At 64.2% G+C, this 22447-nt stretch carries 16 protein-coding genes and 4 tRNA genes; 8 read left to right on the top strand and 12 right to left on the bottom strand.

The genetic code is table 11. The features are described 5' to 3' along the window. Positions 1–75 precede the first annotated feature (75 nt). The 3 genes from CTR55_RS02245 to CTR55_RS02235 all read right to left on the bottom strand — a co-directional run bounded on the left by CTR55_RS02245 (position 76) and on the right by CTR55_RS02235 (position 4159). Positions 76–1791: a putative 2-aminoethylphosphonate ABC transporter permease subunit gene (locus CTR55_RS02245; RefSeq protein ID WP_296283910.1), complete on the bottom strand. Its 1716-nt coding sequence runs from the start codon at positions 1789–1791 to the stop codon at positions 76–78. 1 nt (position 1792) lies between these two features. Then, the gene (locus CTR55_RS02240) at positions 1793–2860 is read right to left on the bottom strand and encodes a putative 2-aminoethylphosphonate ABC transporter ATP-binding protein (protein WP_296283909.1); all 1068 of its coding nucleotides are present in this window, start codon (positions 2858–2860) and stop codon (positions 1793–1795) included. 447 nt (positions 2861–3307) lie between these two features. Beyond that, a complete protein-coding gene (locus tag CTR55_RS02235) occupies positions 3308–4159 on the bottom strand; it encodes a LysR family transcriptional regulator (protein ID WP_296283908.1) in 852 nt (283 codons plus the stop codon). A gap of 255 nt (positions 4160–4414) precedes the next feature. On the opposite strand from CTR55_RS02235, the gene wecB reads away from it, so the two are divergent. The 5 genes from wecB to CTR55_RS02210 all read left to right on the top strand — a co-directional run bounded on the left by wecB (position 4415) and on the right by CTR55_RS02210 (position 12956). Next, complete coding sequence (gene wecB, locus CTR55_RS02230) at positions 4415–5569, top strand: UDP-N-acetylglucosamine 2-epimerase (non-hydrolyzing) (RefSeq protein ID WP_296283907.1); 1155 nt, start codon at positions 4415–4417, stop codon at positions 5567–5569. Then, positions 5566–7740, top strand: coding sequence for a cyclic di-3',5'-guanylate-activated glycosyltransferase NrfB (nrfB, locus tag CTR55_RS02225; RefSeq protein ID WP_296283906.1), 2175 nt, complete (start codon positions 5566–5568; stop codon positions 7738–7740). Before wecB ends, nrfB begins: the two co-directional genes overlap by 4 nt. After that, on the top strand, positions 7737–10922 hold the full coding sequence (locus CTR55_RS02220; RefSeq protein WP_296283905.1) for a phage receptor: 3186 nt from the start codon (positions 7737–7739) through the stop codon (positions 10920–10922). Before nrfB ends, CTR55_RS02220 begins: the two co-directional genes overlap by 4 nt. Further along, positions 10922–11797: a DUF4434 family protein gene (locus CTR55_RS02215; RefSeq protein WP_296283904.1), complete on the top strand. Its 876-nt coding sequence runs from the start codon at positions 10922–10924 to the stop codon at positions 11795–11797. Before CTR55_RS02220 ends, CTR55_RS02215 begins: the two co-directional genes overlap by 1 nt. Positions 11798–11888: 91 nt before the next feature. Then, positions 11889–12956, top strand: coding sequence for a GGDEF domain-containing protein (locus tag CTR55_RS02210; protein ID WP_296283903.1), 1068 nt, complete (start codon positions 11889–11891; stop codon positions 12954–12956). 47 nt (positions 12957–13003) lie between these two features. Here CTR55_RS02210 and CTR55_RS02205 read toward each other — a convergent pair. Further along, positions 13004–13080, bottom strand: a tRNA-Arg gene (locus tag CTR55_RS02205). Positions 13081–13172: 92 nt separating this feature from the next. On the opposite strand from CTR55_RS02205, the gene CTR55_RS02200 reads away from it, so the two are divergent. Further along, positions 13173–13649, top strand: a complete 477-nt coding sequence (locus CTR55_RS02200) for a GNAT family N-acetyltransferase (protein WP_296283902.1) — start codon at positions 13173–13175, stop codon at positions 13647–13649. A 2-nt stretch (positions 13650–13651) separates the two neighbouring features. Here the strand turns inward: CTR55_RS02200 and phnN are convergent, their stop codons facing one another. Further along, the gene (gene phnN, locus CTR55_RS02195; RefSeq protein ID WP_296283901.1) at positions 13652–14215 is read right to left on the bottom strand and encodes a phosphonate metabolism protein/1,5-bisphosphokinase (PRPP-forming) PhnN; all 564 of its coding nucleotides are present in this window, start codon (positions 14213–14215) and stop codon (positions 13652–13654) included. A gap of 510 nt (positions 14216–14725) precedes the next feature. On the opposite strand from phnN, the gene amrZ reads away from it, so the two are divergent. Beyond that, a complete protein-coding gene (gene amrZ, locus CTR55_RS02190) occupies positions 14726–15058 on the top strand; it encodes a transcriptional regulator AmrZ (RefSeq protein WP_296283900.1) in 333 nt (110 codons plus the stop codon). A gap of 132 nt (positions 15059–15190) precedes the next feature. On the opposite strand, the gene mgtE is transcribed toward amrZ, so the two are convergent. Further along, positions 15191–16633 carry a magnesium transporter gene (gene mgtE, locus CTR55_RS02185; protein WP_296283899.1) on the bottom strand — a complete coding sequence of 481 codons (1443 nt, stop codon included), beginning with the start codon at positions 16631–16633 and terminating at the stop codon, positions 15191–15193. Positions 16634–16955: 322 nt separating this feature from the next. Here mgtE and CTR55_RS02180 point away from each other — a divergent pair, with 322 nt between their 5' ends. Beyond that, positions 16956–17483, top strand: a complete 528-nt coding sequence (locus tag CTR55_RS02180) for a DUF4124 domain-containing protein (RefSeq protein WP_296283898.1) — start codon at positions 16956–16958, stop codon at positions 17481–17483. Positions 17484–17558: 75 nt separating this feature from the next. Here CTR55_RS02180 and CTR55_RS02175 read toward each other — a convergent pair. The 6 genes from CTR55_RS02175 to alaS all read right to left on the bottom strand — a co-directional run bounded on the left by CTR55_RS02175 (position 17559) and on the right by alaS (position 22403). After that, positions 17559–17635, bottom strand: a tRNA-Arg gene (locus tag CTR55_RS02175). Between the two features lie 97 nt (positions 17636–17732). Further along, positions 17733–17809, bottom strand: a tRNA-Arg gene (locus tag CTR55_RS02170). A 109-nt stretch (positions 17810–17918) separates the two neighbouring features. Further along, a tRNA-Ser gene (locus CTR55_RS02165) sits at positions 17919–18009 on the bottom strand. A 60-nt stretch (positions 18010–18069) separates the two neighbouring features. Continuing rightward, complete coding sequence (csrA, locus tag CTR55_RS02160; protein WP_003085981.1) at positions 18070–18255, bottom strand: carbon storage regulator CsrA; 186 nt, start codon at positions 18253–18255, stop codon at positions 18070–18072. A gap of 186 nt (positions 18256–18441) precedes the next feature. Next, on the bottom strand, positions 18442–19677 hold the full coding sequence (locus CTR55_RS02155; protein WP_296283897.1) for an aspartate kinase: 1236 nt from the start codon (positions 19675–19677) through the stop codon (positions 18442–18444). A 101-nt stretch (positions 19678–19778) separates the two neighbouring features. Then, positions 19779–22403 (bottom strand): alanine--tRNA ligase, encoded by a 2625-nt coding sequence (alaS, locus tag CTR55_RS02150; RefSeq protein ID WP_296283896.1) that lies wholly within the window; start codon positions 22401–22403, stop codon positions 19779–19781. Positions 22404–22447 lie beyond the last annotated feature (44 nt).

Raw genomic sequence — 22447 nt, 5'->3', positions numbered from 1 at the left:
TTTTCTCCCGCGAGGTGCGGGGTTTTGTCAGGGGTTGAGCCCTCGTACTGACGGGGGCGACAGCGTCCAGCGGTGTTACAGGTTCGCGTCCGTCCTCCAGGCCTGGGAGCGGCGCAACAGGCCGCGCGAGGCGCCGGCCAGCAGCAGCGACACGGCGGCGGAGGTGAGCAGGATCAGGGTGGACATGGCAGCGGCGCCGCCGACGTTGCCGGAGTCGTCCATGTTCAGCACGGCGACGGCGGCGAGGATGGTGTCGGGGTTGTAGAGGAAGATCGCCGCCGAGACCGTGGTCATCGCCGAGACGAACAGGTAGCGGGTGATGTCCAGCAGCGCCGGCAGGCAGATCGGCACGGTGACGCGCAGGTAGTGGCGCCACAGCGGCATCTTCAGCGACAGCGCGGCGGCCTCGAACTCGCCGTCGAGCTGGCGCAGCGCGGCGGTGGCGGTCATCTGCGCGGTGGTCAGGTAGTGGGAAATGGTGCACACCACCAGCAGCGCCATGCTGCCGTAGAACACGTGCAGCGGGTTGCCCGGCAGGTTGAAGAAGAACACGTAGCCCAGGCCCAGCACGAGGCCCGGCACGGCCATCGGCACGAAGCACAGCATGCGCAGCAGTTGGCTCAGCCAGCGCTGCTCGCGGGTCTTCTCGATCAGGTAGGCGCCGGTGAAGATCAGCGCACTGCCGATGATCGCGACGCAGGTGGCCATGGTCAGGCTGTTGCGGTAGGCCAGCCAGCCGCCGCCGGCGGTGGTGTTGAAGTCGTAGTGGTTCAGCGACAGCGAAAGGTTATAGGGCCAGAACTTCACCAGCGAGGAATACACGGCCATGCCCAGCACGCCCAGCAACACCACGCTGATCAGCACGACGATGGCGAGGAAGGCGGCATCGCGGCGGCGCGACGGTTTGGGATGGTAGACCTGCGCGCGGCCGCTCATGGCGTCGCCCTGGCGGCGGCGCAGCCAGGTATCGACGGCGAAACTGAGCAGTGCCGGCAGCAGCAGGATCATGCCGATCTGCGCGCCACGGCCGAACTGCTGCTGGCCGACCACCGCCTTGTAGGCCTCCAGCGCCAGCACCTGGTAATCGCCGCCCACCACGACCGGCACGCCGAAGTCGGTGATGGTCAGGGTGAACACCAGGCAGAAGGCGGCGAACACACCCTGCCGGGAAGCCGGCCAGGTGATGCTGCGGAAGGCCTTCCAGGGGCCGGCCCCCATGCTCGAAGCGGCGTCGAACAGGCGTGCATCGGCCAGCGACAGCGCCGACAGCAGGATCATCAGCGCATGGGGGAAGGTGTAGATGGCCTCACCGAGGACGATGCCCCAGAAGCCATAGATGTTGTCCGCCAACAGATGGCGCAGCAGGCCCTGGTTGCCGAACAGGTAGATCAGCGCGATGCCCGGCAGCATCGACGGCGCCAGCAGCGGCAGCAGGGAAATCCCGCGCCACAGGCCCTTGGCCGGGATCAGCGTACGTTGCAGCGCATAGGCGAACAGGTAGGCCGCCGGCACCACGATGCAGGCCACACTCAGCGAGACCTTCAGGCTGTTGCCCAGCAGCCAGTGGAAGTTGTCGCTGCGCAGCAGCTCGCCCATGGCCGCCAGGCCGCCGCCCTGCCCCGCTTCGCCGCTGAAGCCGCGCCAGAAGATGGCCAGCAGCGGCATCAGTACCGCGAGAGTGAGCAGGAGCAGCAGCAGGTATTTGCCGCCACGGACGAACAGGCGATCACCCAGATCGCCGCGAATCTTGCCGGCGGACAGCGCCGGGCTGCGTTTCACCACGGCTTCCATCTCAGGCGAACACCTGCAGGCTGCGGGGCGGCAGCGACACCCAGATATCCGGGGTGCCCAGGCGCGGCATGTCCTCGGGCGCCAGCTCGGCGAGCAGCGCGTGGCCCGGCAGTTGTTCCAGCTCGAAGCTCATGCGGCAGCGGTTGCCAAGGAAGGTGATCTCGCGGATCTGCGCGCGGAACAGGTTTTCCTGGTGCACGGCGGGGTTCACGCTGATCGCTTCCGGGCGGCAGAACAGCCGTCCCGATGCACTCGGCGCCTGGCTGTGCAAACGCAAGTTGAGGCCGCCGACACGAGCGTGACCGTCAATGCCGCGCTCGAAGGGCAGCCAGTTGCCCTGGCCGACAAACTCGGCGACGAAGGGTGTGCTCGGGCTGCTGTAGATGGCCTGGGCGGTGCCGTACTGCTCGATGCGCCCGTGGTTCATCACCGCGATGCGGTCGGCCATCAGCATGGCCTCGTCCTGGTTGTGGGTGACCATCACGGTGGTGATGCCCAGGCTCTTCTGCAGTTGGCGCAGCTCGCCGCACAAATGTTCGCGCACGCGGGCGTCCAGCGCCGACATGGGCTCGTCGAGCAGCAGCAACGAGGGGCTCGGCGCCAGCGCACGGGCCATGGCGACGCGCTGCTGCTGGCCGCCGGAGAGCTGGCCGGGGTATTTCTTCTCGCTGCCGGTCAGGCCGACCAGTTCGAGCATCTCGGCGACGCGGCGGCGGGCTTCTTCCTTGCTGGCATTCTTTGTGGTGCAGCTGAGGCCGTAAGCGATGTTCTGTTCCACCGTGAGGTTGGGGAACAGCGCGTAGGACTGGAACAGGATGCCGTAGTCACGCGCCTGCGGGGGCAGCTTCGATACATCGCGCGGGCCCAGGTGCAAGGTGCCGTCGTCCTGCTGCTCCAGCCCGGCGATGCAGCGCAGCAGGGTGGTCTTGCCGCAACCGGAGGGGCCGAGCAGGCAGACCAGTTCACCGGCCTTGACGTCCAGCGACACGCCGTCGAGGGCAACGAACTGGCCGAAGCGCTTGCGGATGTGGCGCACGCTGAGCGGCGTGCCGGCGACGGTGGGATGCATGGCGGTACCTCGTTTTCTTGTGGTCCACGCCGCGTGAGCCGTGGCGTGAAGGAACGAGGTCCATGCTAGGGAGCGATTGCGACGGCACTGTTGCTAAAGGGCCAAGTGCGCCGATAGATCCATAGGCAGATTTGGGTATGGGGGGCGAAAAAATTTGGGAAGTGATGGCGTCTCGGCAGACATCCGTAGGAGCGAGCTTGCTCGCGAACCGCACCCTGCCGTCCTATCCGGCGAACACTTAGTAGGATGGCGTGGAGCGCAGCGATACCCATGCTGACGGCGCACGGGAATTGATGGGTATCGCTTCGCTCCACGCCATCCTACGGTCGTGCTTCGCCGTGATTTCGGTGGGGATGGGAACTCCGATCGCGGGCAAGGTCCGCTCCTACAGGTAGGTAGCTGTGCCAGGTTGTTCGCGAGCAAGCTCGCTCCTACAGAGAGCGTTCTCTACCCCTGCGCCACCGCCAGGAAAGCACTCGGCAAGCGCGCCTGGCGCCGATCCTTCAGGCAATACAGGTACTCGTCGATCCGGCTCGCGCCCTTGATTTCCAGCACGCACAACTGCGGGTTATCCGGCACTTCCTGGCGAGCGATGATGCTCACGCCCAGGTTGCGGATCACCGCCTCGCGGATCGATTCGCGGCTGCCGATCTCCAGCATCGAGGCCGGCGTCACCCCCGCCTGCTGCAACATCGCCTCGGTCAGTTGGCGAGTGGTGGAACCCGCCTCGCGCATCAACAGGCAATGGTTGCGCAAGTCGCCCAGGCTTACCGACTGCAGCGTCGCCAGCGGATGGCTGCGGTGCACCGCCAGCACCAGCGGGTCGCTGCCCAGCACCACGCGGGTCAGGCGCGCGTCGTCCACCTGCTGCGACGAAGCCGCCAGGTCGACCCGGCATTCGATCAGCGATTCGAGCACCTGCTGGGAGTTGCCGATCTCCACCGACACCTCGATCTGCGGGAAGCGTTCGCGGAAGCTCTTGATCAGCCCGAGCACGTAATAAGGAGAGGTGGCGCCAATACGCAGGGCACCCTGCATCTGCCCGCAGTTGCGCAGGTAGAACTCGATGTCGGCTTCCTGCTGCAGCAGCGCCTCGACCATCGGCAGCAGGCGCGCGCCTTCGTCGCTCAGGGTCAGGCGGCGGCCGCCGCGATAGAACAGCTCCACCGCGTACTGGCTTTCCAGGTGGCGGATCTGCGTGGTCACCGTCGGCTGGCTGAGGCCGAGCTTCTTCGCCGCCTGGGTGATGCTGCCCAGCCTGGCCACCCGGTAGAACGCCTTCAATTCCGCGCTCAGCATCGGCCGATCCGCCTTTTCGTAAAATTCATCAACAGTTTTTCTCGGCGCTGCCGGCAAACCGGCGCCAGCCCATTGGTGACGCGGCCTGCAGCCAGGCGACAAAACACCCAAAAAGGTCAATAGACCTGACCTGTATCACTGGCAACACCCGTTGTCGCTGGACAGCCCGGAGTTGAGCGACTTTCATTCCCTTTGAAAAAATCCCACACGCAAAACCGAAGGCGGCCTCACAAGGGTGCGCCCAAGGAGCAATTGATGAAGTACAAAGTCACCATGGTTTTCGGAACTCGCCCGGAAGCCATCAAGATGGCTCCCCTCGCCCGCGTCCTTCGCCGTACCCCGGAAATCGAGCTGCGTATCTGCTCCACCGGCCAGCATCGCGAGATGCTACAGCAAGTGCTGAACGCCTTCGAACTGGAGGTGGACGAAGACCTCGACGTCATGACCCAGGGCCAGACGCTGAACAGCCTGTCCCTGCAGATGATGGGCAAACTGGACGACAGCTACGACCGCCACCGCCCGGATATCGTGCTGGTCCACGGTGATACCACCACCAGTTTCATCGCCGCCCTCACCGCCTTCCACCGGCAAATCCCGGTGGGCCACGTCGAGGCCGGTTTGCGCACGGGCAACATCCATCAGCCGTGGCCGGAGGAAGCCAACCGCCGCCTCACCGCGGTGATCGCCGACCTGCACTTCCCGCCGACCAAGGCCTCGCGCGACAACCTGCTGCGCGAAGGGGTGAACATCGACCAGATCGAAGTCACCGGCAACACGGTGATCGACGCCCTGCTGTGGATGCGCGAGCACTTGCATGAGACGGATTGGCAGCCCGCCGCCGACTCGCCCCTGGCCCAGTTCACCGGCGACCGCCGCCTGGTGCTGATCACCGGGCACCGCCGGGAAAACTTCGGCAAGGGCTTCGAGCGCATCTGCCAGGCCCTGGCAGAACTGGCCCAGCGCTTCCCCGAGGTGGACTTCGTCTACCCGGTGCACCTCAACCCGCAGGTGCAGAACGCCGTCTACGGCCTGCTCTCGGACAAGCCCAACATCCACCTGATCGCCCCGCAGGACTACCAGCACTTCGTCTGGCTGATGGACCGCGCCTACCTCATCCTCACCGACTCGGGCGGCATCCAGGAGGAAGCCCCGGCGCTGGGCAAGCCGCTGCTGGTACTGCGCCGCGTCACCGAGCGCCCCGCTGTGCTGGAGGGCGGCACCGTGGTGCTGGTAGGCACCAACACCGCGCGCATCGTCAGCGAAGCCAGCCATCTGCTGCGCGACGACGAGGTCTACGAACAGATGAGCCGAGTGTTCAGCCCCTACGGCGATGGCCACGCCAGCGAGAAGATCGTCGCCCGGCTGCTGTCCTGGTTCGGTGAATCGCGCAAGCCAAGCGAGTTCGAATGAGCCTCGAACTGGTCGATATCCTCACTTACGTTCTCTATGCCCTGAAGTACCTGGCAATCATCCTCGCCGCACTGATGTTTCTGCTCGGCCTGGATGACCTGTTCATCGACCTGGTCTACTGGGGCCGCGTGCTGGTACGCCGCTTCCGTATCTACAACCGCTTCGACCGGGCCGACGAGGAACGCCTCTTCGCCGCCCCGGAGAAGCCACTGGCGATCATGGTGCCGGCCTGGAACGAGGTCGGCGTGGTGGGCGAGATGGCGCGCCTGGCGGCCTCCACCCTGGACTACGAGAACTACCAGATCTTCGTCGGCACCTACCCCAACGACCCGCAGACCCAGGCGGACGTGGACGCGGTGTGCCTGCACTACCCCAACGTGCACAAGGTGGTCTGCGCGCGCCCCGGCCCGACCAGCAAGGCCGACTGCCTGAACAACATCATCGACGCCATCCTGCGCTTCGAGGCCGACGCGCGGATCGAGTTCGCCGGCTTCATCCTGCACGACGCCGAAGACGTCATCTCGCCGCTGGAGCTACGCCTGTTCAACTATCTGCTGCCGGCCAAGGACCTGATCCAGATTCCGGTCTACCCCTACGCCCCGGAGTGGACTGGTTTCACCGCCGGCCACTATGTCGACGAGTTCGCCGAGAACCACGGCAAGGACGTGCCGGTGCGCGAAGCGCTGACCGGCCAGGTGCCCAGCGCCGGGGTCGGCACCTGCTTCAGCCGCCGCGCCATCGCCGCGCTGCTGGAAGACGGCGATGGCATCGCCTTCGATGTGCAGAGCCTTACCGAGGACTACGACATCGGCTTCCGCCTCAAGCAGAAAGGCATGAAGTGCATCTTCGCCCGCTACTCCATCACCGACCCGCAGTTGGCGCTGAAGAGTGAGTGGGTACCGGGTATGGACCGGCGCTTCTCCCAGGTCATCTGCGTGCGCGAACACTTCCCGCGCACCTGGCACCACGCCATCCGGCAGAAGTCCCGGTGGATCACCGGGATCGTCTTCCAGGGCACGCGCAACCTGGGCTGGAGCAGCAAGACCATGCTCAACTACTTCCTCTGGCGCGACCGCCGGGGGCTGATCGCCTACCTGCTGAGTTTCCTGGTCAACCTGCTGTTCCTGGTGCTGATCACGATGTGGCTGATCAGCAGCCTGTCACCCAACGCGTGGCGCTTCCCGTCGATCCTCGAAGGCAGCCAATTGCTGGTGGTACTGCTGTCCCTCAATGGCCTGATGCTGTTCAACCGGCTGTTCCAGCGCTTCTGGTTCGTCACCCGTTTCTACGGCATCTTCGAGGGGCTACTGTCGGCGCCGCGGATGATGTGGAGCAACTTCGTCAACTTCTTCGCGAACCTGCGCGCGCTCAAGCAGGTGATGGAGATGGGCGACTCGCGCCGGGTGGCCTGGGACAAGACCACCCACGAGTTCCCCGCCCTTGCCGGCCCGCAGCGCACACCGCTGGGCCAGCGCCTGGTCGCGCAGGGCCTGATCACCGAGGAGCAGCTGCAATCGGCGTTGACCTGCCCGGTCCGTCGCCGCCTGGGCCGCGAGCTATTGCTGCGCGAGCTGATCACCAGCACCCAACTGGTCGCCACCCTGGCCGAGGAGCTGGGCGAGGAATGGGCGCCGCTCAACCCCTTCACCCTCGACGAGAAGCTGATCGAAGCCCTGCCGCGCAAGCTGGCGCTGCGCTATGCGGTACTGCCGGTGGCCATCGAGGGCAACACCCTGGTCCTGGCCAGCGAGCAGCAGATCAGCCAGGTCTCCCTCGGCGCCATCAGCCGCCACCTCAAGCGCCCGGTGCGCGGCCGCCTGGCGCCCCAGGGACGGGTGACCATCGGCCTGCGCCACTGGTATGGCGGCCGGCACCCGAATGAGGAGACCCGAACCATTCTCGATGTGCTGCAACAGCATCAGGGCGATGAGGCCCTGATGGAGCGAATCTGCAGCCACCTGGTGCTGTTCGGCACCCTGCTGCAGGTCCGCGGGATGGTCCCGCCGAGCCTGTTCAACCAGGCCCTGATCGACTTCGACCCGGAGCAGGACTCCCTCGGCGAGCACCTGATCAAGCGCGGCATCATCACCCGGCAGATACTCGAGGAAGCCCTCAAGGAACAGGCCAGCGAACAGCACGAGGCCTATCGCATTGCCCGGGAGGCCGTGTGAAACCGCAACAACCCCTGCTTTACGGCCTGATCCTGGCGAGCATCGCCGCCCCATTGGCGCAGGCCGCCGATGACCAGCTCACGGAGTTCCAGCGCTTCCGCAGCTTCCCCTACCTCGACAAGGGCTACAAGGAAGCGAAGAAGAACAACTGGGCGGAAGTCGAACGCCTGATGCGCCACCTGCTTACCCGCGTGCCGAACAACACCGAAGCTCGTGCCCTGTTGATCCAGTCACTGGCCAAGCAGAAACGCTTCGCCGACGCCGAGCAGGAAGCCCAGGCCCTGACCGGCACCGAAGCGGGCGCCAAGGCGCTCACCAACCTGCGTCTGGACATGATCGAGAGCGGCCCACCGCCGGAAGCACAGGTCAACCTGTGGCTGGCCCATACCAGCAATGCCAACGAGCGCGTACGACTGTGGCGGGCTTACAGCCTCAAGCTCGGTCAGACCCAGGGCGCCGCCAAGGCGCTGGACTGGCTCGGCACCCTGCCGCCGCGCAACGACGACCGCGTGCTGCGCGAAGCCCGCGCCAACTGGGCCGAACAATTGCGCGACTGGGACACCACCATCGCCCAACTCGCCCCGCTGGCCGCCGCCCACCAGCTCTCCGCCGCCGACTGGCGGCGCCTGGCCAATGCTTACGCCCAGCGCCTGGAGGAGAAACCACTGGAGCAGTTGATCCAGCAGGCGCCGGACGCCAACGCGGCACGCCAGGCCCGGCTGGCGATCATCGATCGCGCTATCGCCGTCGAGCAGACCGAAGTCGCCAAGCGCTGGCTGCTCACCCTGCCGGAGCAGGACCGCCGCGATCCAACGCGCCAGGCGCAATTACTCGAAGTCGCCCGCGCTAGCGCCGACGCGCCGCTGGTGACAAAACTCAGCAACGAGCAGAACCGCCCCTGCCTGGAAACCGCCGAATGGCTGTCACGCCACGACCAGGCGGCGGCACTGGCGAAGCTGCAGCAGTGCAAGCCCGGAGACGACCCGAAGACCTGGCTGGTGCTGGCCCAGCGCCTGGGGGCCACCGACCTGCTGGAAAACACTCGCCTGCCCGAACCCTGGGACAGCGCCCGGCGCGACCAATTGGTAGACGCCTGGCGACGCCAGGGGCGCACCGACCTGGCGCTGGCCTGGCTGTCGCGCCAACCGCAAACGCCCGACACCGTGCGCCAACGCGCGGAGCTGCTGCAGGCCCATGGCCGCACCGGCGAAGCGGCGGCGCTGTGGGAGCAGCGCTACCGCCAGACCGGCGACCTCAAGGCGCTGGACCAGGCCAGCTACCTCGCCCTCAACGCCGGACGCACAGAGCGCGCCAAGCAACTGCTGGAGAGCGCTTACGACCGGCGCGGCGGCAACCTGCCGCCCGCTCTGCTGCAACGCCTCGCCGGCATCCATGCGCGCAGCGACACGCCGCTGGACGTCGCCCGTATCGAAGCCCTGCTGCCCAAGGCCGACCCGCTCTCGCGCGGTTATCTGCTCGGCCGCCTGGCCGAAGCCGGGCGCTGCGACGCCCTGCAACGCTACCTGAGCCCGGACTCCAACACCCCCGGCGAACTACGCGCCCTCGGCCGCTGCGCCATGCCCGCGCGCCCCGGCGAAGCGGTGGTCTACTACCAGGCCGCCATCGCCCACGGCGACAAGCAGAGCCAACTGCCGCTGGCCTATGCACTGGAGGCCGCCGGCGACCCGGCCGGCGCACTGCGAATCTTCAACAACCTGCCGGCCAGCGAACTCAATGACAACGCCCGCCTCACCGCCAGCCGCGCCGCGCTGCTCACCAATGACAACGCCACCGCCGAGCGCTACTGGCAGCCGGTGCAAAAAGACAGCGCGGACGACTGGGCGCTGGGCGCCAACATCGCCGATGCCCGAGGCGATTATCCCGAAGCGCTTTCCCGGCAGCGCCAGGCGCTACAACACCAACCCAACGGCCAGCACTTCTACAACGCCGCCGGCAGCGCGCAGAAGGCCGGTGATAAACAGCAGAGCAAACTCTGGCTGGCCGAAGCGGTTCGCCGCGAACCGGACAACCCACGCTTGCGCGCCGAATACGGCATGCATCTGGCCGGCACGGATACGCCGGAAGAGCGCCGCACCGCCATCCCGTATCTGGAGCGCGCCACCCGCGATTACCCCGAGGACATCCACCTGGGCGAAACCCTGGCCTGGCGTTATGACGAAACCCAGGACAGCTTTGCTGCCCGCCGCGAGCTGCGCCGGGTGATCGACCTTGAGCAAGACCCGGTCGCCGCCGACGACGAGTACGGCAGCCTCGAAGCCCGCCGCTTCCGCCAGCGCCGCGCGCATCAGGTGCTGTCCCAGCGCGACAACCTGACCCTCGCCAGCACCTGGTCGCCGGCCGGCGTCACCACGGTGCCGATCCTCAATGGCGACAGGCAGACCGGCAACCGCCGCCGCGCCCAGTCTCAGAACCTGCAGACCTTCATCTGGGACCACGCGCTGGGCGAGGAGCCGACCCGCAACGGCAGCACCCTCTCGGTGTATGGCCGGGCGATCGCCGGCAACGAAGGCCGCAAGGAGTACACCCAAACCCTCGCCGCCGGCTTCGGCCTGCGCTACAAGCCCTTCGGTGACTACAACCTCAACCTCTACAGCGAGCTGTACAAGCAGAATCAGGTGAAGGACGACGGCGACCCCGACGACGCCTTCGAAGGCCTGCGCTGGCACGAGATCGGCACGCCAGAAAAGTTCGAGCGCTACATCCGCCAGCGCGACAAATACGGCCAGACCTCCACCGACTTCCTGCTGCGCGCCACCGCTTCGTTCCTCGACCAGGGCGAGTACCGCAACGACTGGCGCGTGGACGAGAGTGACTGGGACGAGCGCTCCCTCTACACCGACTTCGCCTGGTGGACCCACGCCGGCGATCACCAGTGGGTCTCGCGCTACCAGCAGGGCCACACCTGGAAACTGCCGGTGGACTCGCCGCAGACGATCATGCCGTACGGCTTTGCCGAGTTCTCCGCGCAGGACCCGAGCAACGACTGGCGCCAGGACCTGCGCAGCGGCGTCGGCCTGCGCTGGCAGTACTGGTACGGCGAGGACCGCTACAACGCCTACCGCGCCCACGTCACCGTGCGCACCGAGTACCAACTGGGCATGGCGGGCAATCTCTATGAACAGGCCAACGGCTGGCTGGTGGGACTCGAGGTGAACTTCTGATGCGCCGCCTGATGTTCGTCCTCGCCCTGCTCCTCTGCGCGACTGCGGCGCACGCCGATGACCGCCTGTTCTACCAACCGTTGAACGTCGACGCTTCGCTGAGCGATGCGCAATGGCAACAGATCTGGCGCGCCAGCGCGACCCAGGGCGCGAAGACCCTGATCGTGCAATGGACCGCCTACGGCGACTCCGACTTCGGTGGCGCCAACGGCTGGCTCGCGCGTTCGCTGAAAAGCGCCCATGACAACGGCCTGCAACTGGTGCTCGGCCTGTACATGGACCCGGCCTACTACCAGCGCCAGAGCGAGCTGGACACTCCCGGCCTGGAGGCTTACTGGCGCCACCAGCTCGGCCGCTCGCTGGTGCAGCGGCGGCAAGTCAGCGATCAGTGGAAGCTGCCGGTCGCCGCCTGGTACCTGCCGCTGGAGCTGGATGACTGGCACTTCCAGGCGGTCGAGCGTCGCCAGGCCCTGCAACGCCAGCTCAAGGACTTCGCCGGCCAGTTGAAAGCGCCACTGCAACTGAGCGCCTTCTCCGGCGGCAAGCTGGCGCCGCAGGTGTACGGCGACTGGCTGGGCCAGATCGCCGGGCTGGGCGTGCAGGTCTGGTGGCAGGATGGCGCCGGCACCGACGCGCTGCCCGAGCGGGTGCGTGACGCCTACGCTGCCGCGCTGCCCTGTTCGGTCGGCATCGTCCGCGAAGCCTTCCGCCAGACCAGTGCCGCCGGCCAGCCCTTCCATGCAGAACCTTCCGCGCCTTCCAGCACGTCCGTCGGCTGCCACGCCAGTGCCGTGTTCGAAGTGCGCTACCGGCCCTGGGGCAAGGTATTGCTGGATAACCAGCGCGCGCATTCCAGCGCCTCTACAACGCCCTAAACATCCCCTTCTTGAAGCGCCACGCCCGCTTGCACCGGGAGCTTCAGGTTCGGATCTTCGCGCGCGATCCCACCGTCGCACAGGTCGGTTCATGTTCAAGACCATTGAGTCCGAAGTACTCCAGCAAAGCGTTCCGGCCGGGATCAGGGCCGAATTCCTCCAGCACGATTTCGAACGACTCCACCGATTCTGTCTGCTGGTCTACGCCGTCAGCATTGCCATGTGGCTGCTCTTCGACCTTATCGTCAGCTTCCAGGCCGGCCAGGGCTTCACCTATGTCTCGGTGATCTTCCTCGGCGTGTTCTTCCTCATTACTGCGGCCACGGTCTTCGTGCGCAAGGCGGTGCTGTTCTACTGGCTCAACCTGGCCTTCGTCATCACCTTCAGCCTCGGCGCGCGCCTGGTGATCGATGGCATTCCCGAAGCCGTGCGCCAGACCTGGCTGGTGATCGCCGCCGCAACGGTGCTCTACAGCGCCACCGCGATGCCACTGAACAACGCGGGCTTCTATTCGGTGCTGGTGGTGACGTGGATCTTCCTCAACCCACTGCTGGGCGACGTGCCGGCCTTCGACGCGCGGCGCAGCATGTTGGTCTGCTACCCGCTGTTCATCAGCGCCCTGTCGATCTACATCTTCAATCACCTGAGCAAGGCCAAGCTGTACAACTACGCCATGGCCCGCCTGCTGCTAGACCAGGCCTACCTCGACGTGCTCACCGGCATCCCCAACCGCCGCTCCTTCATGACTCGCGTCGGCCAGCGCCTGGGGGGTGATGGCGAGCAACGCTACCTGGCGATGATCGACATCGACCATTTCAAGCGGGTCAACGACACCTATGGGCATGACGTCGGCGATGAAGTGCTGACCCGCGTCGCGCGCGCCATCAAGGAGCAGATGCAGGACTTCGAATTCGCCCGCCTGGGCGGCGAGGAGTTCGGCCTGTACCTGTGGGGCATCAGCGTGGAGGACGCACAGTCGCGCGTCGAACAATTGCGCCGCGTCACTGCCGCGCTGCCCGGAACCCCAAGCGTTACCATCAGCCTGGGCCTCGCCCATCTCACCGCCGACGGCACCCTGAGCCAGGCCCTGATCAAGGCCGACCAGGCGCTCTACGACGCCAAGCACAACGGCCGCAACCGCATGAGCTATTCACCTTGACGCCAGCCAGAAACGAAAAAGGCCCGCAAATGCGGGCCTTGGCGTGCTGGTGTCCCGGAGTGGGCTCGAACCACCAACCTTCCCCTTAGGAGGGGGACGCTCTATCCAATTGAGCTACCGGGACAATCGGGTCGGCATGTTAACCACCGATGGGCGATTTGTCATGCCGCTGCCACCCGCCCGGTCCATAATTTTGCCGCCAACCGGAGAAAGACCATGACCTTGGACGACACTGCCCTGCCTGACTCCCCTTTCGCCACCTTCGACGTGCGCATCGCCACGCCCGAGGATGCGGCGGCCCTCGCCCCACTGCTGCAACAATTGGGAGCCCGAGATCCGCTGCCGGATACCGCCTTGCTTGCCCTGGCGCTGGGCAACCAGCAGCCATCACGGGTAACCCTGATCGCCGAGCGCAACAGCGATCTGCTGGGCACCTGCACCCTGCACCTGATTGAGCACATCGCCCACGGCTTCGCTCGCTCGGCGATCCTCGAGGACATGGTGGTCGACAGCCGAGCTCGTGGCCAAGGCATCGGCCAGGCACTGATCGGCCGGGCGGTGGAATGGGCCAGAGACTGGAAATGCTACAAGCTGGCGCTCTCCAGTCACCAGGACCGGGAAATGGCGCACCGCTTCTATGCGGCCATGGGCTTCGCACCCCACGGTGTCAGCCTGTCGCTGACACTGGACTGACCTCAGCTGGCCTGCGCGTCCGGCGGGGCGAGCAGCTCCAGTAGATGGCCGACCGTGACATCCAGCGCCACCGAGTTGTCCAGCTCCACCAGTGGCCCGGGCAGGCCGTCGGCAAAGTGCGCGTTGCGCGCCAGGCGCTCCTCGATCTCCGTCAGCGTCTCGCGTCCGCGCTTGAGCAAGCGCTGGCGCAGCACTTCGGGCCGGACCTTCAGCAAGACTGCAATCAACTGTGGATAACGACGACGAGCCTCGGGCAGGTACTTGCGCGAGCCGTTGACCAGCACATCGTGGCCTGCAGCGAGCCAATCATCGATTTCGCGGGGAATCCCGTAGTGCAGGCCATTGGCGCGCCAGCTCATGGCAAAGGCACCGGAAAGTTCCAGGCGGCTGAACTCTTCGACGCTCACCGAATGCGCCGCCTCCCCTCGCGCCTCGGCGGAACGGGTGATGACGCGCCGGACGATCCGGCAATCCAGCGCCGCCAGGGGGGCGCTGGCAGCCTGCAATACGCTGTCCTTGCCGGAGCCCGACGGGCCCATCAGGAAAATCAGTCTGCCTGGGGTCATAAGACTCTCGGTGCGCCGGCGGCTCGGCGCTACTTCAATTCTGATCCGCGGGGCGGATAATACTCCGCACCTTGTGTGATATCAGTGAAACCTAAGGTCGAGACTCTTTATACCCCGCCTCCCCTGCCTCGCTGCCAGATACCGTGCCATCATGGACATCCGCGACGAAGTGCCCTTATCAGGGAGCTCAACGGCAGGCAGGCGCCCAGCACATATCGACTACGCTGACGGGAACGGGCACATCGCCAGCTTTTCTTTCCGAAGCAACTTTCTCCATTTCGAGAACGTCCCATCCCAAGAAGGTCTGCCTAGACGGTCTCATTTCGGACGATTGGTGCTGGCATTTAGCCTTCACCCAAGACACAATATGCCGAAGGTTTGACGTCAAGTTATTGGATGAATTTTCAAAAGCTTTGACGACGCGCTGAACGGCCATTGGAAATCGCTGTCAAAGGGCCTGAACGAACGCTGACCCATGGCATCGGCCTCCCTGACTTACAGGTTTAAAGTATGCGCCCATTGAAACAGGCAACCCCCTCCTACTCCAGCCGCACTGCTGACAAATTCGTCGTACGTCTGCCCGAAGGCATGCGTGAGCGGATCGCCGAAGTCGCCCGCAGCCACCACCGCAGCATGAACTCCGAGATCATTGCGCGTCTCGAGCAGAGCCTGCTTCAGGAAGGCGCTCTGCAGGACAACCTGGGCATTCGCCTGGACAGCCCGGAGCTCAGCCTGCACGAACGCGAACTGCTGCAGCGCTTCCGCCAGCTGACCCACCGCCAGCAGAACGCCCTGATCGCGCTGATCGCGCACGATGCCGAGATGGCACAGAACGACGCCTGACTCGTTCGCGACATCCGAAACAGCCGGCCTTGAGCCGGCTTTTTCATGCCTGCGTTTTCCTGCCTTCCTGATCAGCAGTTCGAACCAATAAAAAAGCCAGGCAATTGCCTGGCTTTCTCAGTGGAGCTGGATTTACATCAGGAACAACGTGGCCAGCCCGAGGAAGATGAAGAAGCCACCACTGTCGGTCATGGCGGTGATCATCACGCTGGAGCCCATGGCCGGGTCACGCCCCAGGCGCAGCAACGTCATGGGGATCAAGACCCCCATCATCGCGGCGAGCAGCAGGTTCAGCGTCATCGCGCCGGTCATCACCGCACCCAGTTCCCAGTTGCCGTACAGGTAGAAGGCCACCAGGCCGATCACCCCACCCCACACCAGGCCATTCACCAACGCCACGCCCAGCTCCTTGCGCAGCAGGCGGTTGGCGCTGCTGGACTGGATCTGGTCCAGGGCCATGGCGCGGACGATCATGGTGATGGTCTGATTGCCGGAATTGCCGCCGATGCCGGCCACGATAGGCATCAGCGCAGCCAGCGCCACCAGCTTCTCGATGGAGCCCTCGAACAGGCCGATCACCCGCGAGGCAATAAAGGCCGTGACCAGGTTGGTCGCCAGCCAAGCCCAGCGGTTGCGCACCGACCGCCATACCGAGGCGAAGATATCTTCCTCCTCGCGCAGACCGGCCATGTTCAGCACTTCGCTTTCGCTTTCCTCACGGATCAGGTCGACCATCTCGTCGATGGTCAGACGGCCGATCAGCTTGCCGTTCTTGTCCACCACAGGGGCGGAAATCAGGTCGTAACGCTCGAACGCCTGGGCGGCGTCGTAGCCGTCCTCGTCGGGGCTGAAGGTCACCGGATCGGTGGCCATGACTTCCGCCACGTCCTTGTCCGGGTCGTTCACCAGCAGGCGCTTGATCGGCAGCACGCCCTTGAGCACACCGTCGTAGTCGACCACGAAGAGCTTGTCGGTATGGCCCGGCAGATCCTTCAGGCGACGCAGGTAGCGCAGCACTACTTCCAGGCTGACGTCATCGCGGATGGTGACCATCTCGAAGTCCATCAGGGCGCCGACCTGGTCTTCCTCGTAGGACAGAGCCGAGCGCACACGCTCGCGCTGTTGTCCGTCGAGGGTTTCCATCAGTTCGTGGACGACGTCGCGCGGCAGTTCCGGGGCGAGATCCGCGAGTTCGTCGGCATCCATCTCGCGAGCTGCCGCGAGGATCTCATGATCGTCCATGTCGGCGATCAGGGTTTCCCGCACGGAGTCCGAGACTTCGAGGAGGATGTCGCCGTCGCGCTCGGCCTTGACCAATTGCCAGACCGTCAGGCGGTCATCCAGCGGCAGCGATTCGAGGATGTGGGCAATGTCGGCCGGGTGCAGTTCATCCAGCTTGCGTTGGAGTTCCGCAAGGTTCTGGCGATGGACCAGGTTCTCGACGCGATCATGATGCTGGCCTTCCTGACGGTGCGTCAGGTCTTCCACCAGCTTGTGCTTGTGCAGCAGGTCGACCACCTGGTTGAGGCGGTCCTGCAGGCTTTCCTGCGGCTTCTTGGCTTCTACTTCGGTCATAGCACGCTCCACCCCCAGTGGCAGAACGGGCCAGAGGGGATCAATACATCAGGTCGTGTGTACGCAATCGGGGTTCTGAGTAACTACTGGGTAAGTCCATGGTGGTGTCCCATGCGCCCATCGAGGGCAGATGCGGGAAATGATAACACTCCGGGGTGTATTAGGCGTTACAAAATGGCGGCCAGAACAATCGCTTGCGGGCGAAAGTTCACTGCTGAATCACCGCTTGGTTCGACGCCCGAAAGCTCCCACAGGACACCCGGCCCCGACTGACAAACTCCACTCCTACGCTGCAGGCAGGCCCACCATCACGGAGCGAACCATGCGCCTTCCTGCCCTGCTCTATTCACTCCTGACGTTATGGGTACCCACCAGCGAAGCGGCCACGGTGTTCCGCTGCACCGCAGCCGATGGCAGCGTGCTGTTCAGTCAGTATGGCTGCCCCACGGAGCGGCAGCAGGAAATACAGGAGGCGAGCAACTCAACACCGGGCAGCGGAGTGCCGGTGCCACTGGCCACCGTGAAGGAATCAGCATCGCCGAAGCCACTCGGAGCACGAGGAAAGCGCAATGAAGAGAGCGCTGAGGGCCAGGCCTTCGTCGTCGTTGGCGAGCAGCAGAACGGCTGTGGCAATCGCGTTACCGGTAGCGCACGACGCAAGGCGATCATTGAAGGCAGAGTGCGTACCGGAATGACCCGCAACGATGTGGAGAGCGCACTAGGAAGACCGGACAGAATCAGCCAGAACAACGAGACGTTGCGCTATCACTATGAAGCAGACAAGAAGCACGGCGCGCGCACGGTGAACTTCGACGAGGACGGTTGTGTGATAGGCAAGGCAAAACGCTGATTGTGTTTATCCCTGTACAACTTTTTTCAAGCGCAAAGAAAAAGGGCCTGCATTGCTGCAGGCCCTTTCGGTATATGGCGCACTCAGGAGGATTCGAACCTCCGACCGCTCGGTTCGTAGCCGAGTACTCTATCCAGCTGAGCTATGAGTGCGTCGTTGGCAAAGTTTAACCAGATTTACCAACTGGTTGCAGCTTAAGGCTTTTTAGCCTTTCGCCACTGAAGCCCCGCTCTCGCGTTGCCTCATGTATGGCGCACTCAGGAGGATTCGAACCTCCGACCGCTCGGTTCGTAGCCGAGTACTCTATCCAGCTGAGCTATGAGTGCGCTGATGAGGGCGCAAATTCTAGTGCGATTCTTCTGACCTGTCAACAAGATTTTTCAATCTTTTCAGTCACTTACGTAACCGGACAACCCATCACACCAGGAGATGCAATGGCGGAGAGGGGGGGATTCGAACCCCCGACACCCTTTTGAGATGTACTCCCTTAGCAGGGGAGCGCCTTCGGCCACTCGGCCACCTCTCCGCAACACGGGGCGCATGATATCCAGGTTTTCCCCGTTTGCAAAGAAAAATTTTAGAAAAATTAATGGTTTGGTTCTTGGTCTTTCTCTTTCTGGATGCGCTGGTAGATTTCCTCACGGTGCACGGCAACTTCCTTCGGAGCATTCACACCGATACGCACCTGATTACCTTTTACGCCCAGCACAGTCACGGTGACGTCGTCACCGACCATCAGGGTCTCTCCGACCCGGCGAGTCAGAATCAGCATTCCTTTCTCCTTACGTGTTACGGGATAAGCAGTCTGCAAATAAAGAAATGGTGGCAGATTCGCATAGTTCAAGGGCACGAATCCTTCACCTAAGTATTGACCAGTCCTGCCGGAATGAAAGTTCCTGTCAGACGGTCAAAAACGACAAAAGGCGCGGGGTCGCCGCGCCTTTCGGTATAACTCGCCTTACTCGCCCTGTCGGGCGGGGGCATCGAGTTCAAAAGCGGTGTGCAGAGCACGGACCGCCAACTCGAGGTACTTCTCTTCGATGACCACCGACACCTTGATTTCCGAAGTGGAGATCATCTGAATGTTGATGGTTTCCTTGGCCAGGGCTTCGAACATACGGCTGGCGACACCGGCGTGGGAACGCATGCCGACACCGACGATGGAAACCTTGGCAATGTTGGTGTCGCCAGTGGCTTCGCGCGCGCCGATGGCGACAGCGGTCTGCTTGAGGATTTCCAGGGCGGCCTGGTAGTCGTTGCGGTGCACGGTGAAGGTGAAGTCGGTGGTGTTATCGTGCGCGACGTTCTGCACGATCATGTCAACTTCTACATTGGCGGCACTGATCGGGCCGAGAATCTTGAAAGCAACGCCGGGGGTATCCGGTACGCCACGGATGGTCAGCTTGGCTTCGTCGCGGTTGAAGGCGATGCCGGAGATGATCGGCTGTTCCATGGATTCCTCTTCATCAAGGGTAATGAGGGTGCCCGGACCCTCCTGGAAGCTGTGCAGCACGCGCAGCGGGACGTTGTACTTGCCGGCGAATTCCACCGAACGGATCTGCAGCACCTTGGAGCCGAGGCTGGCCATTTCCAGCATCTCTTCGAAGGTGATCTTGTCCAGGCGGCGCGCCTGCGGCACGACGCGCGGATCGGTGGTGTAGACGCCATCGACGTCGGTGTAGATCTGGCACTCGTCGGCCTTCAGTGCCGCCGCCAGGGCCACGCCGGTGGTATCGGAGCCACCACGGCCCAGGGTGGTGATGTTGCCGTGCTCATCGACGCCCTGGAAGCCTGCGACCACAACGACGCGACCGGCTTTCAGATCTGCGCGGATGTTAACGTCGTCGATGCTCAGGATACGCGCCTTGTTGTGCGAGCTGTCAGTCAGGATACGAACCTGGTTGCCGGTATAGGATACCGCTGGCACGCCACGCTTCATCAGCGCCATGCTCAGCAGGGCAATGGTCACCTGCTCGCCGGTGGAGACCATCACATCCAGCTCGCGCGGAACCGGCTGATCCATGATCTGTTTCGCCAGACCAATCAGGCGGTTGGTCTCGCCGCTCATGGCGGACACCACCACGACGATGTCATCGCCCGCTTCACGGAATTTCTTCACCTTCTCGGCTACCTGCTCGATTCTCTCGACGGTGCCGACGGAGGTCCCTCCAAACTTCTGTACGATCAAAGCCATTTCAAAAGCCGCCTGATTCCTGAAGGGCGCCCATTAAACATGCATCACCGCATGCTGCCAAGGCCCGCCGGACGCGCTGCGGGCCCCGTATTTCAGGGCCTTTAGAGGCCCTGCTCGACAAACTTGACTGCCAGCGCCAGAGCTTCGTCCAGCTTGCCGGCATCGACGCCACCGCCCTGGGCCATGTCCGGGCGACCACCGCCCTTCCCGCCCACGGCCGCAGCAGCCTGCTTCATCAGATCGCCCGCTTTCAGCTTGGCGCTCAGGTCCTGGGTCACGCCGGCAACCAGCACGACCTTCTCTTCGAACACGCCGCCCAGCAGGATCACGCCGCTGCCCAGCTTGTTCTTCAGTTGGTCGACCAGCGCCAGCAGCGCCTTGCCGTCCAGACCGTCGAGGCGGGAAGACAGCACTTTCACCCCGCCGACTTCCACGGCGGAGCCCGCCATGTCATCGCCGGCTGCGCTGGCAGCCTTGGCCTTGAGCTGTTCCAGCTCCTTTTCCAACTGACGGTTGCGTTCGATCAGGCCGGAGAGCTTGTCCAGCAGGTTGTCACGGCTGCCCTTGACCAGGCCGGCCGCTTCCTTGAGCTGCTCTTCGGCGCCATTGAGGTAGGCCAGCGCAGCGCTACCGGTGACCGCTTCGATACGGCGCACGCCGGAAGCCACACCGCCTTCGCTGGTGATCTTGAACAGACCGATGTCGCCGGTACGGGACACGTGAGTACCGCCGCACAGCTCGACGGAGAACTTGCCGCCCATGCTCAGCACGCGCACCTGATCACCGTACTTCTCGCCGAACAGCGCCATGGCGCCCTTGTTCTTGGCGGATTCAATATCAGTCTCTTCGGTCTCGACCTCGGAGTTCTTGCGGATTTCGCTGTTGACGATGTCTTCCAGCTGCTTCAGCTGTTCGGGCTTGATCGCCTCGAAGTGGCTGAAGTCGAAGCGCAGGCGCTGGCTATCGACCAGCGAGCCCTTCTGCTGGACGTGATCGCCCAGTACCTGACGCAGTGCAGCATGCAGCAGGTGGGTAGCGGAGTGGTTCAGTGCGGTGGCCTGGCGCACGCCAGGCGCGACCTCGGCCTTCACGGCGGCGCCGACTCTCAGGCTGCCCTGGGCAACCACACCGTGGTGCAGGTGAGCGCCGCCAGCCTTGGTGGTGTCGCGCACGTCGAAGCGCACACCGGCACCGGCAAGGTAGCCGCTGTCGCCAACCTGGCCGCCGGACTCGGCGTAGAACGGAGTCTGGTCGAGGACGACCACGCCCTCCTCGCCTTCGCCCAACTGCTCGACGGCCTTGCCGTCCTTGAACAGGGCGATGATCTGGCCGGCGCCGGAGACACCCTGGTAACCGAGGAAGCGGGTGTCGCCATCCACTTTCACCAGGCTGTTGTAGTCCATGCCGAAGGCGCTGGCGGAGCGGGCACGCTCACGCTGGGCTTCCATCTCGCGCTCGAAGCCTTCCTCGTCGAGGGTCAGGCTGCGCTCGCGGGCGATATCGTTGGTCAGGTCGACCGGGAAGCCGTAGGTGTCGTACAGCTTGAACACCACGTTGCCGGGGATGACGCTGCCCTTGAGCTCTGACAGGTCCTGCTCGAGGATCTTCAGGCCCTGCTCCAGGGTCTTGGCGAACTGCTCTTCCTCGGTCTTCAGCACGCGCTCGATGTGCGCCTGCTGCTGCTTGAGCTCGACGAAGGCTTCGCCCATCTCGCCCACCAGGGCGGAGACGATCTTGTGGAAGAAGGTGCCCTTGGCGCCCAGCTTGTTTCCGTGGCGGCAGGCACGACGGATGATGCGGCGCAGCACGTAGCCGCGGCCTTCGTTGGACGGCAGCACGCCGTCGGCAATCAGGAAGCCGCAGGAACGGATGTGGTCGGCGACCACTTTCAGCGACGGTGCGTCGTCGTTGGCGCACCCGATGGCGTCGGCCGAAGCCTTCAGCAGGCTCTGGAACAGGTCGATCTCGTAGTTCGAGTGGACGTGCTGCAGCACGGCGCTGATGCGCTCAAGACCCATGCCGGTGTCCACGCTCGGCGCCGGCAGCGGGTGCATCACGCCGTCCGCAGTGCGGTTGAACTGCATGAAGACGTTGTTCCAGATCTCGATGTAGCGGTCGCCGTCTTCTTCCGGCGAGCCGGGCGGGCCGCCCCAGATGTCGGCGCCGTGGTCGAAGAAGATCTCGGTGCACGGGCCGCACGGGCCGGTATCGCCCATCGCCCAGAAGTTGTCCGAAGCGTAGGGAGCGCCCTTGTTGTCGCCGATGCGGACCATGCGCTCGGCCGGAATGCCGACTTCCTGGGTCCAGATGTCGTAGGCCTCGTCATCGCTGGCGTAGACGGTGACCCAGAGCTTTTCCTTGGGCAGGTTCAGCCACTTGTCCGAGGTGAGGAATTCCCAGGCGTAGGTGATGGCGTCGCGCTTGAAGTAGTCGCCGAAGCTGAAGTTGCCCAGCATTTCGAAGAAGGTGTGGTGGCGCGCGGTGTAGCCGACGTTTTCCAGGTCGTTGTGCTTGCCGCCGGCACGCACGCACTTCTGGCTGGTGGTGGCGCGGGTGTAGGCGCGCTTTTCCAGACCGAGGAAGCAGTCCTTGAACTGGTTCATGCCTGCGTTGGTGAACAGCAGGGTCGGATCGTTCGCGGGGATCAGCGAACTGGACGCTACGCGGGTGTGCCCCTTCTCTTCGAAGAAGCGGAGGAAGGCTTCACGGATTTCAGCGCTTTTCATAGGTTCTTCCACGGAAAAATGCGGCCACGAATCGCCGGCAAAGG

The organism is Pseudomonas sp. (assembly GCF_002796985.1).
Classification (GTDB): Bacteria; Pseudomonadota; Gammaproteobacteria; order Pseudomonadales; family Pseudomonadaceae; genus Pseudomonas.
This window is presented reverse-complemented; position numbering and strand designations above follow the sequence as displayed.

Bases quoted from the DNA above. Each gene is read 5' to 3' on its own strand.
- CTR55_RS02245 (WP_296283910.1), bottom strand. From the start codon at position 1,791: ATGGAAGCCGTGGTGAAACGCAGCCCGGCGCTGTCCGCCGGCAAGATT.
- phnN (WP_296283901.1), bottom strand. From the start codon at position 14,215: ATGACCCCAGGCAGACTGATTTTCCTGATGGGCCCGTCGGGCTCCGGC.
- mgtE (WP_296283899.1), bottom strand. From the start codon at position 16,633: ATGACCGAAGTAGAAGCCAAGAAGCCGCAGGAAAGCCTGCAGGACCGC.
- alaS (WP_296283896.1), bottom strand. From the start codon at position 22,403: ATGAAAAGCGCTGAAATCCGTGAAGCCTTCCTCCGCTTCTTCGAAGAG.
- CTR55_RS02215 (WP_296283904.1), top strand. From the start codon at position 10,922: ATGCGCCGCCTGATGTTCGTCCTCGCCCTGCTCCTCTGCGCGACTGCG.
- nrfB (WP_296283906.1), top strand. From the start codon at position 5,566: ATGAGCCTCGAACTGGTCGATATCCTCACTTACGTTCTCTATGCCCTG.
- CTR55_RS02240 (WP_296283909.1), bottom strand. From the start codon at position 2,860: ATGCATCCCACCGTCGCCGGCACGCCGCTCAGCGTGCGCCACATCCGC.
- amrZ (WP_296283900.1), top strand. From the start codon at position 14,726: ATGCGCCCATTGAAACAGGCAACCCCCTCCTACTCCAGCCGCACTGCT.
- CTR55_RS02200 (WP_296283902.1), top strand. From the start codon at position 13,173: ATGACCTTGGACGACACTGCCCTGCCTGACTCCCCTTTCGCCACCTTC.
- CTR55_RS02180 (WP_296283898.1), top strand. From the start codon at position 16,956: ATGCGCCTTCCTGCCCTGCTCTATTCACTCCTGACGTTATGGGTACCC.
- CTR55_RS02235 (WP_296283908.1), bottom strand. From the start codon at position 4,159: ATGCTGAGCGCGGAATTGAAGGCGTTCTACCGGGTGGCCAGGCTGGGC.
- wecB (WP_296283907.1), top strand. From the start codon at position 4,415: ATGAAGTACAAAGTCACCATGGTTTTCGGAACTCGCCCGGAAGCCATC.
- CTR55_RS02155 (WP_296283897.1), bottom strand. From the start codon at position 19,677: ATGGCTTTGATCGTACAGAAGTTTGGAGGGACCTCCGTCGGCACCGTC.
- CTR55_RS02210 (WP_296283903.1), top strand. From the start codon at position 11,889: ATGTTCAAGACCATTGAGTCCGAAGTACTCCAGCAAAGCGTTCCGGCC.
- csrA (WP_003085981.1), bottom strand. From the start codon at position 18,255: ATGCTGATTCTGACTCGCCGGGTCGGAGAGACCCTGATGGTCGGTGAC.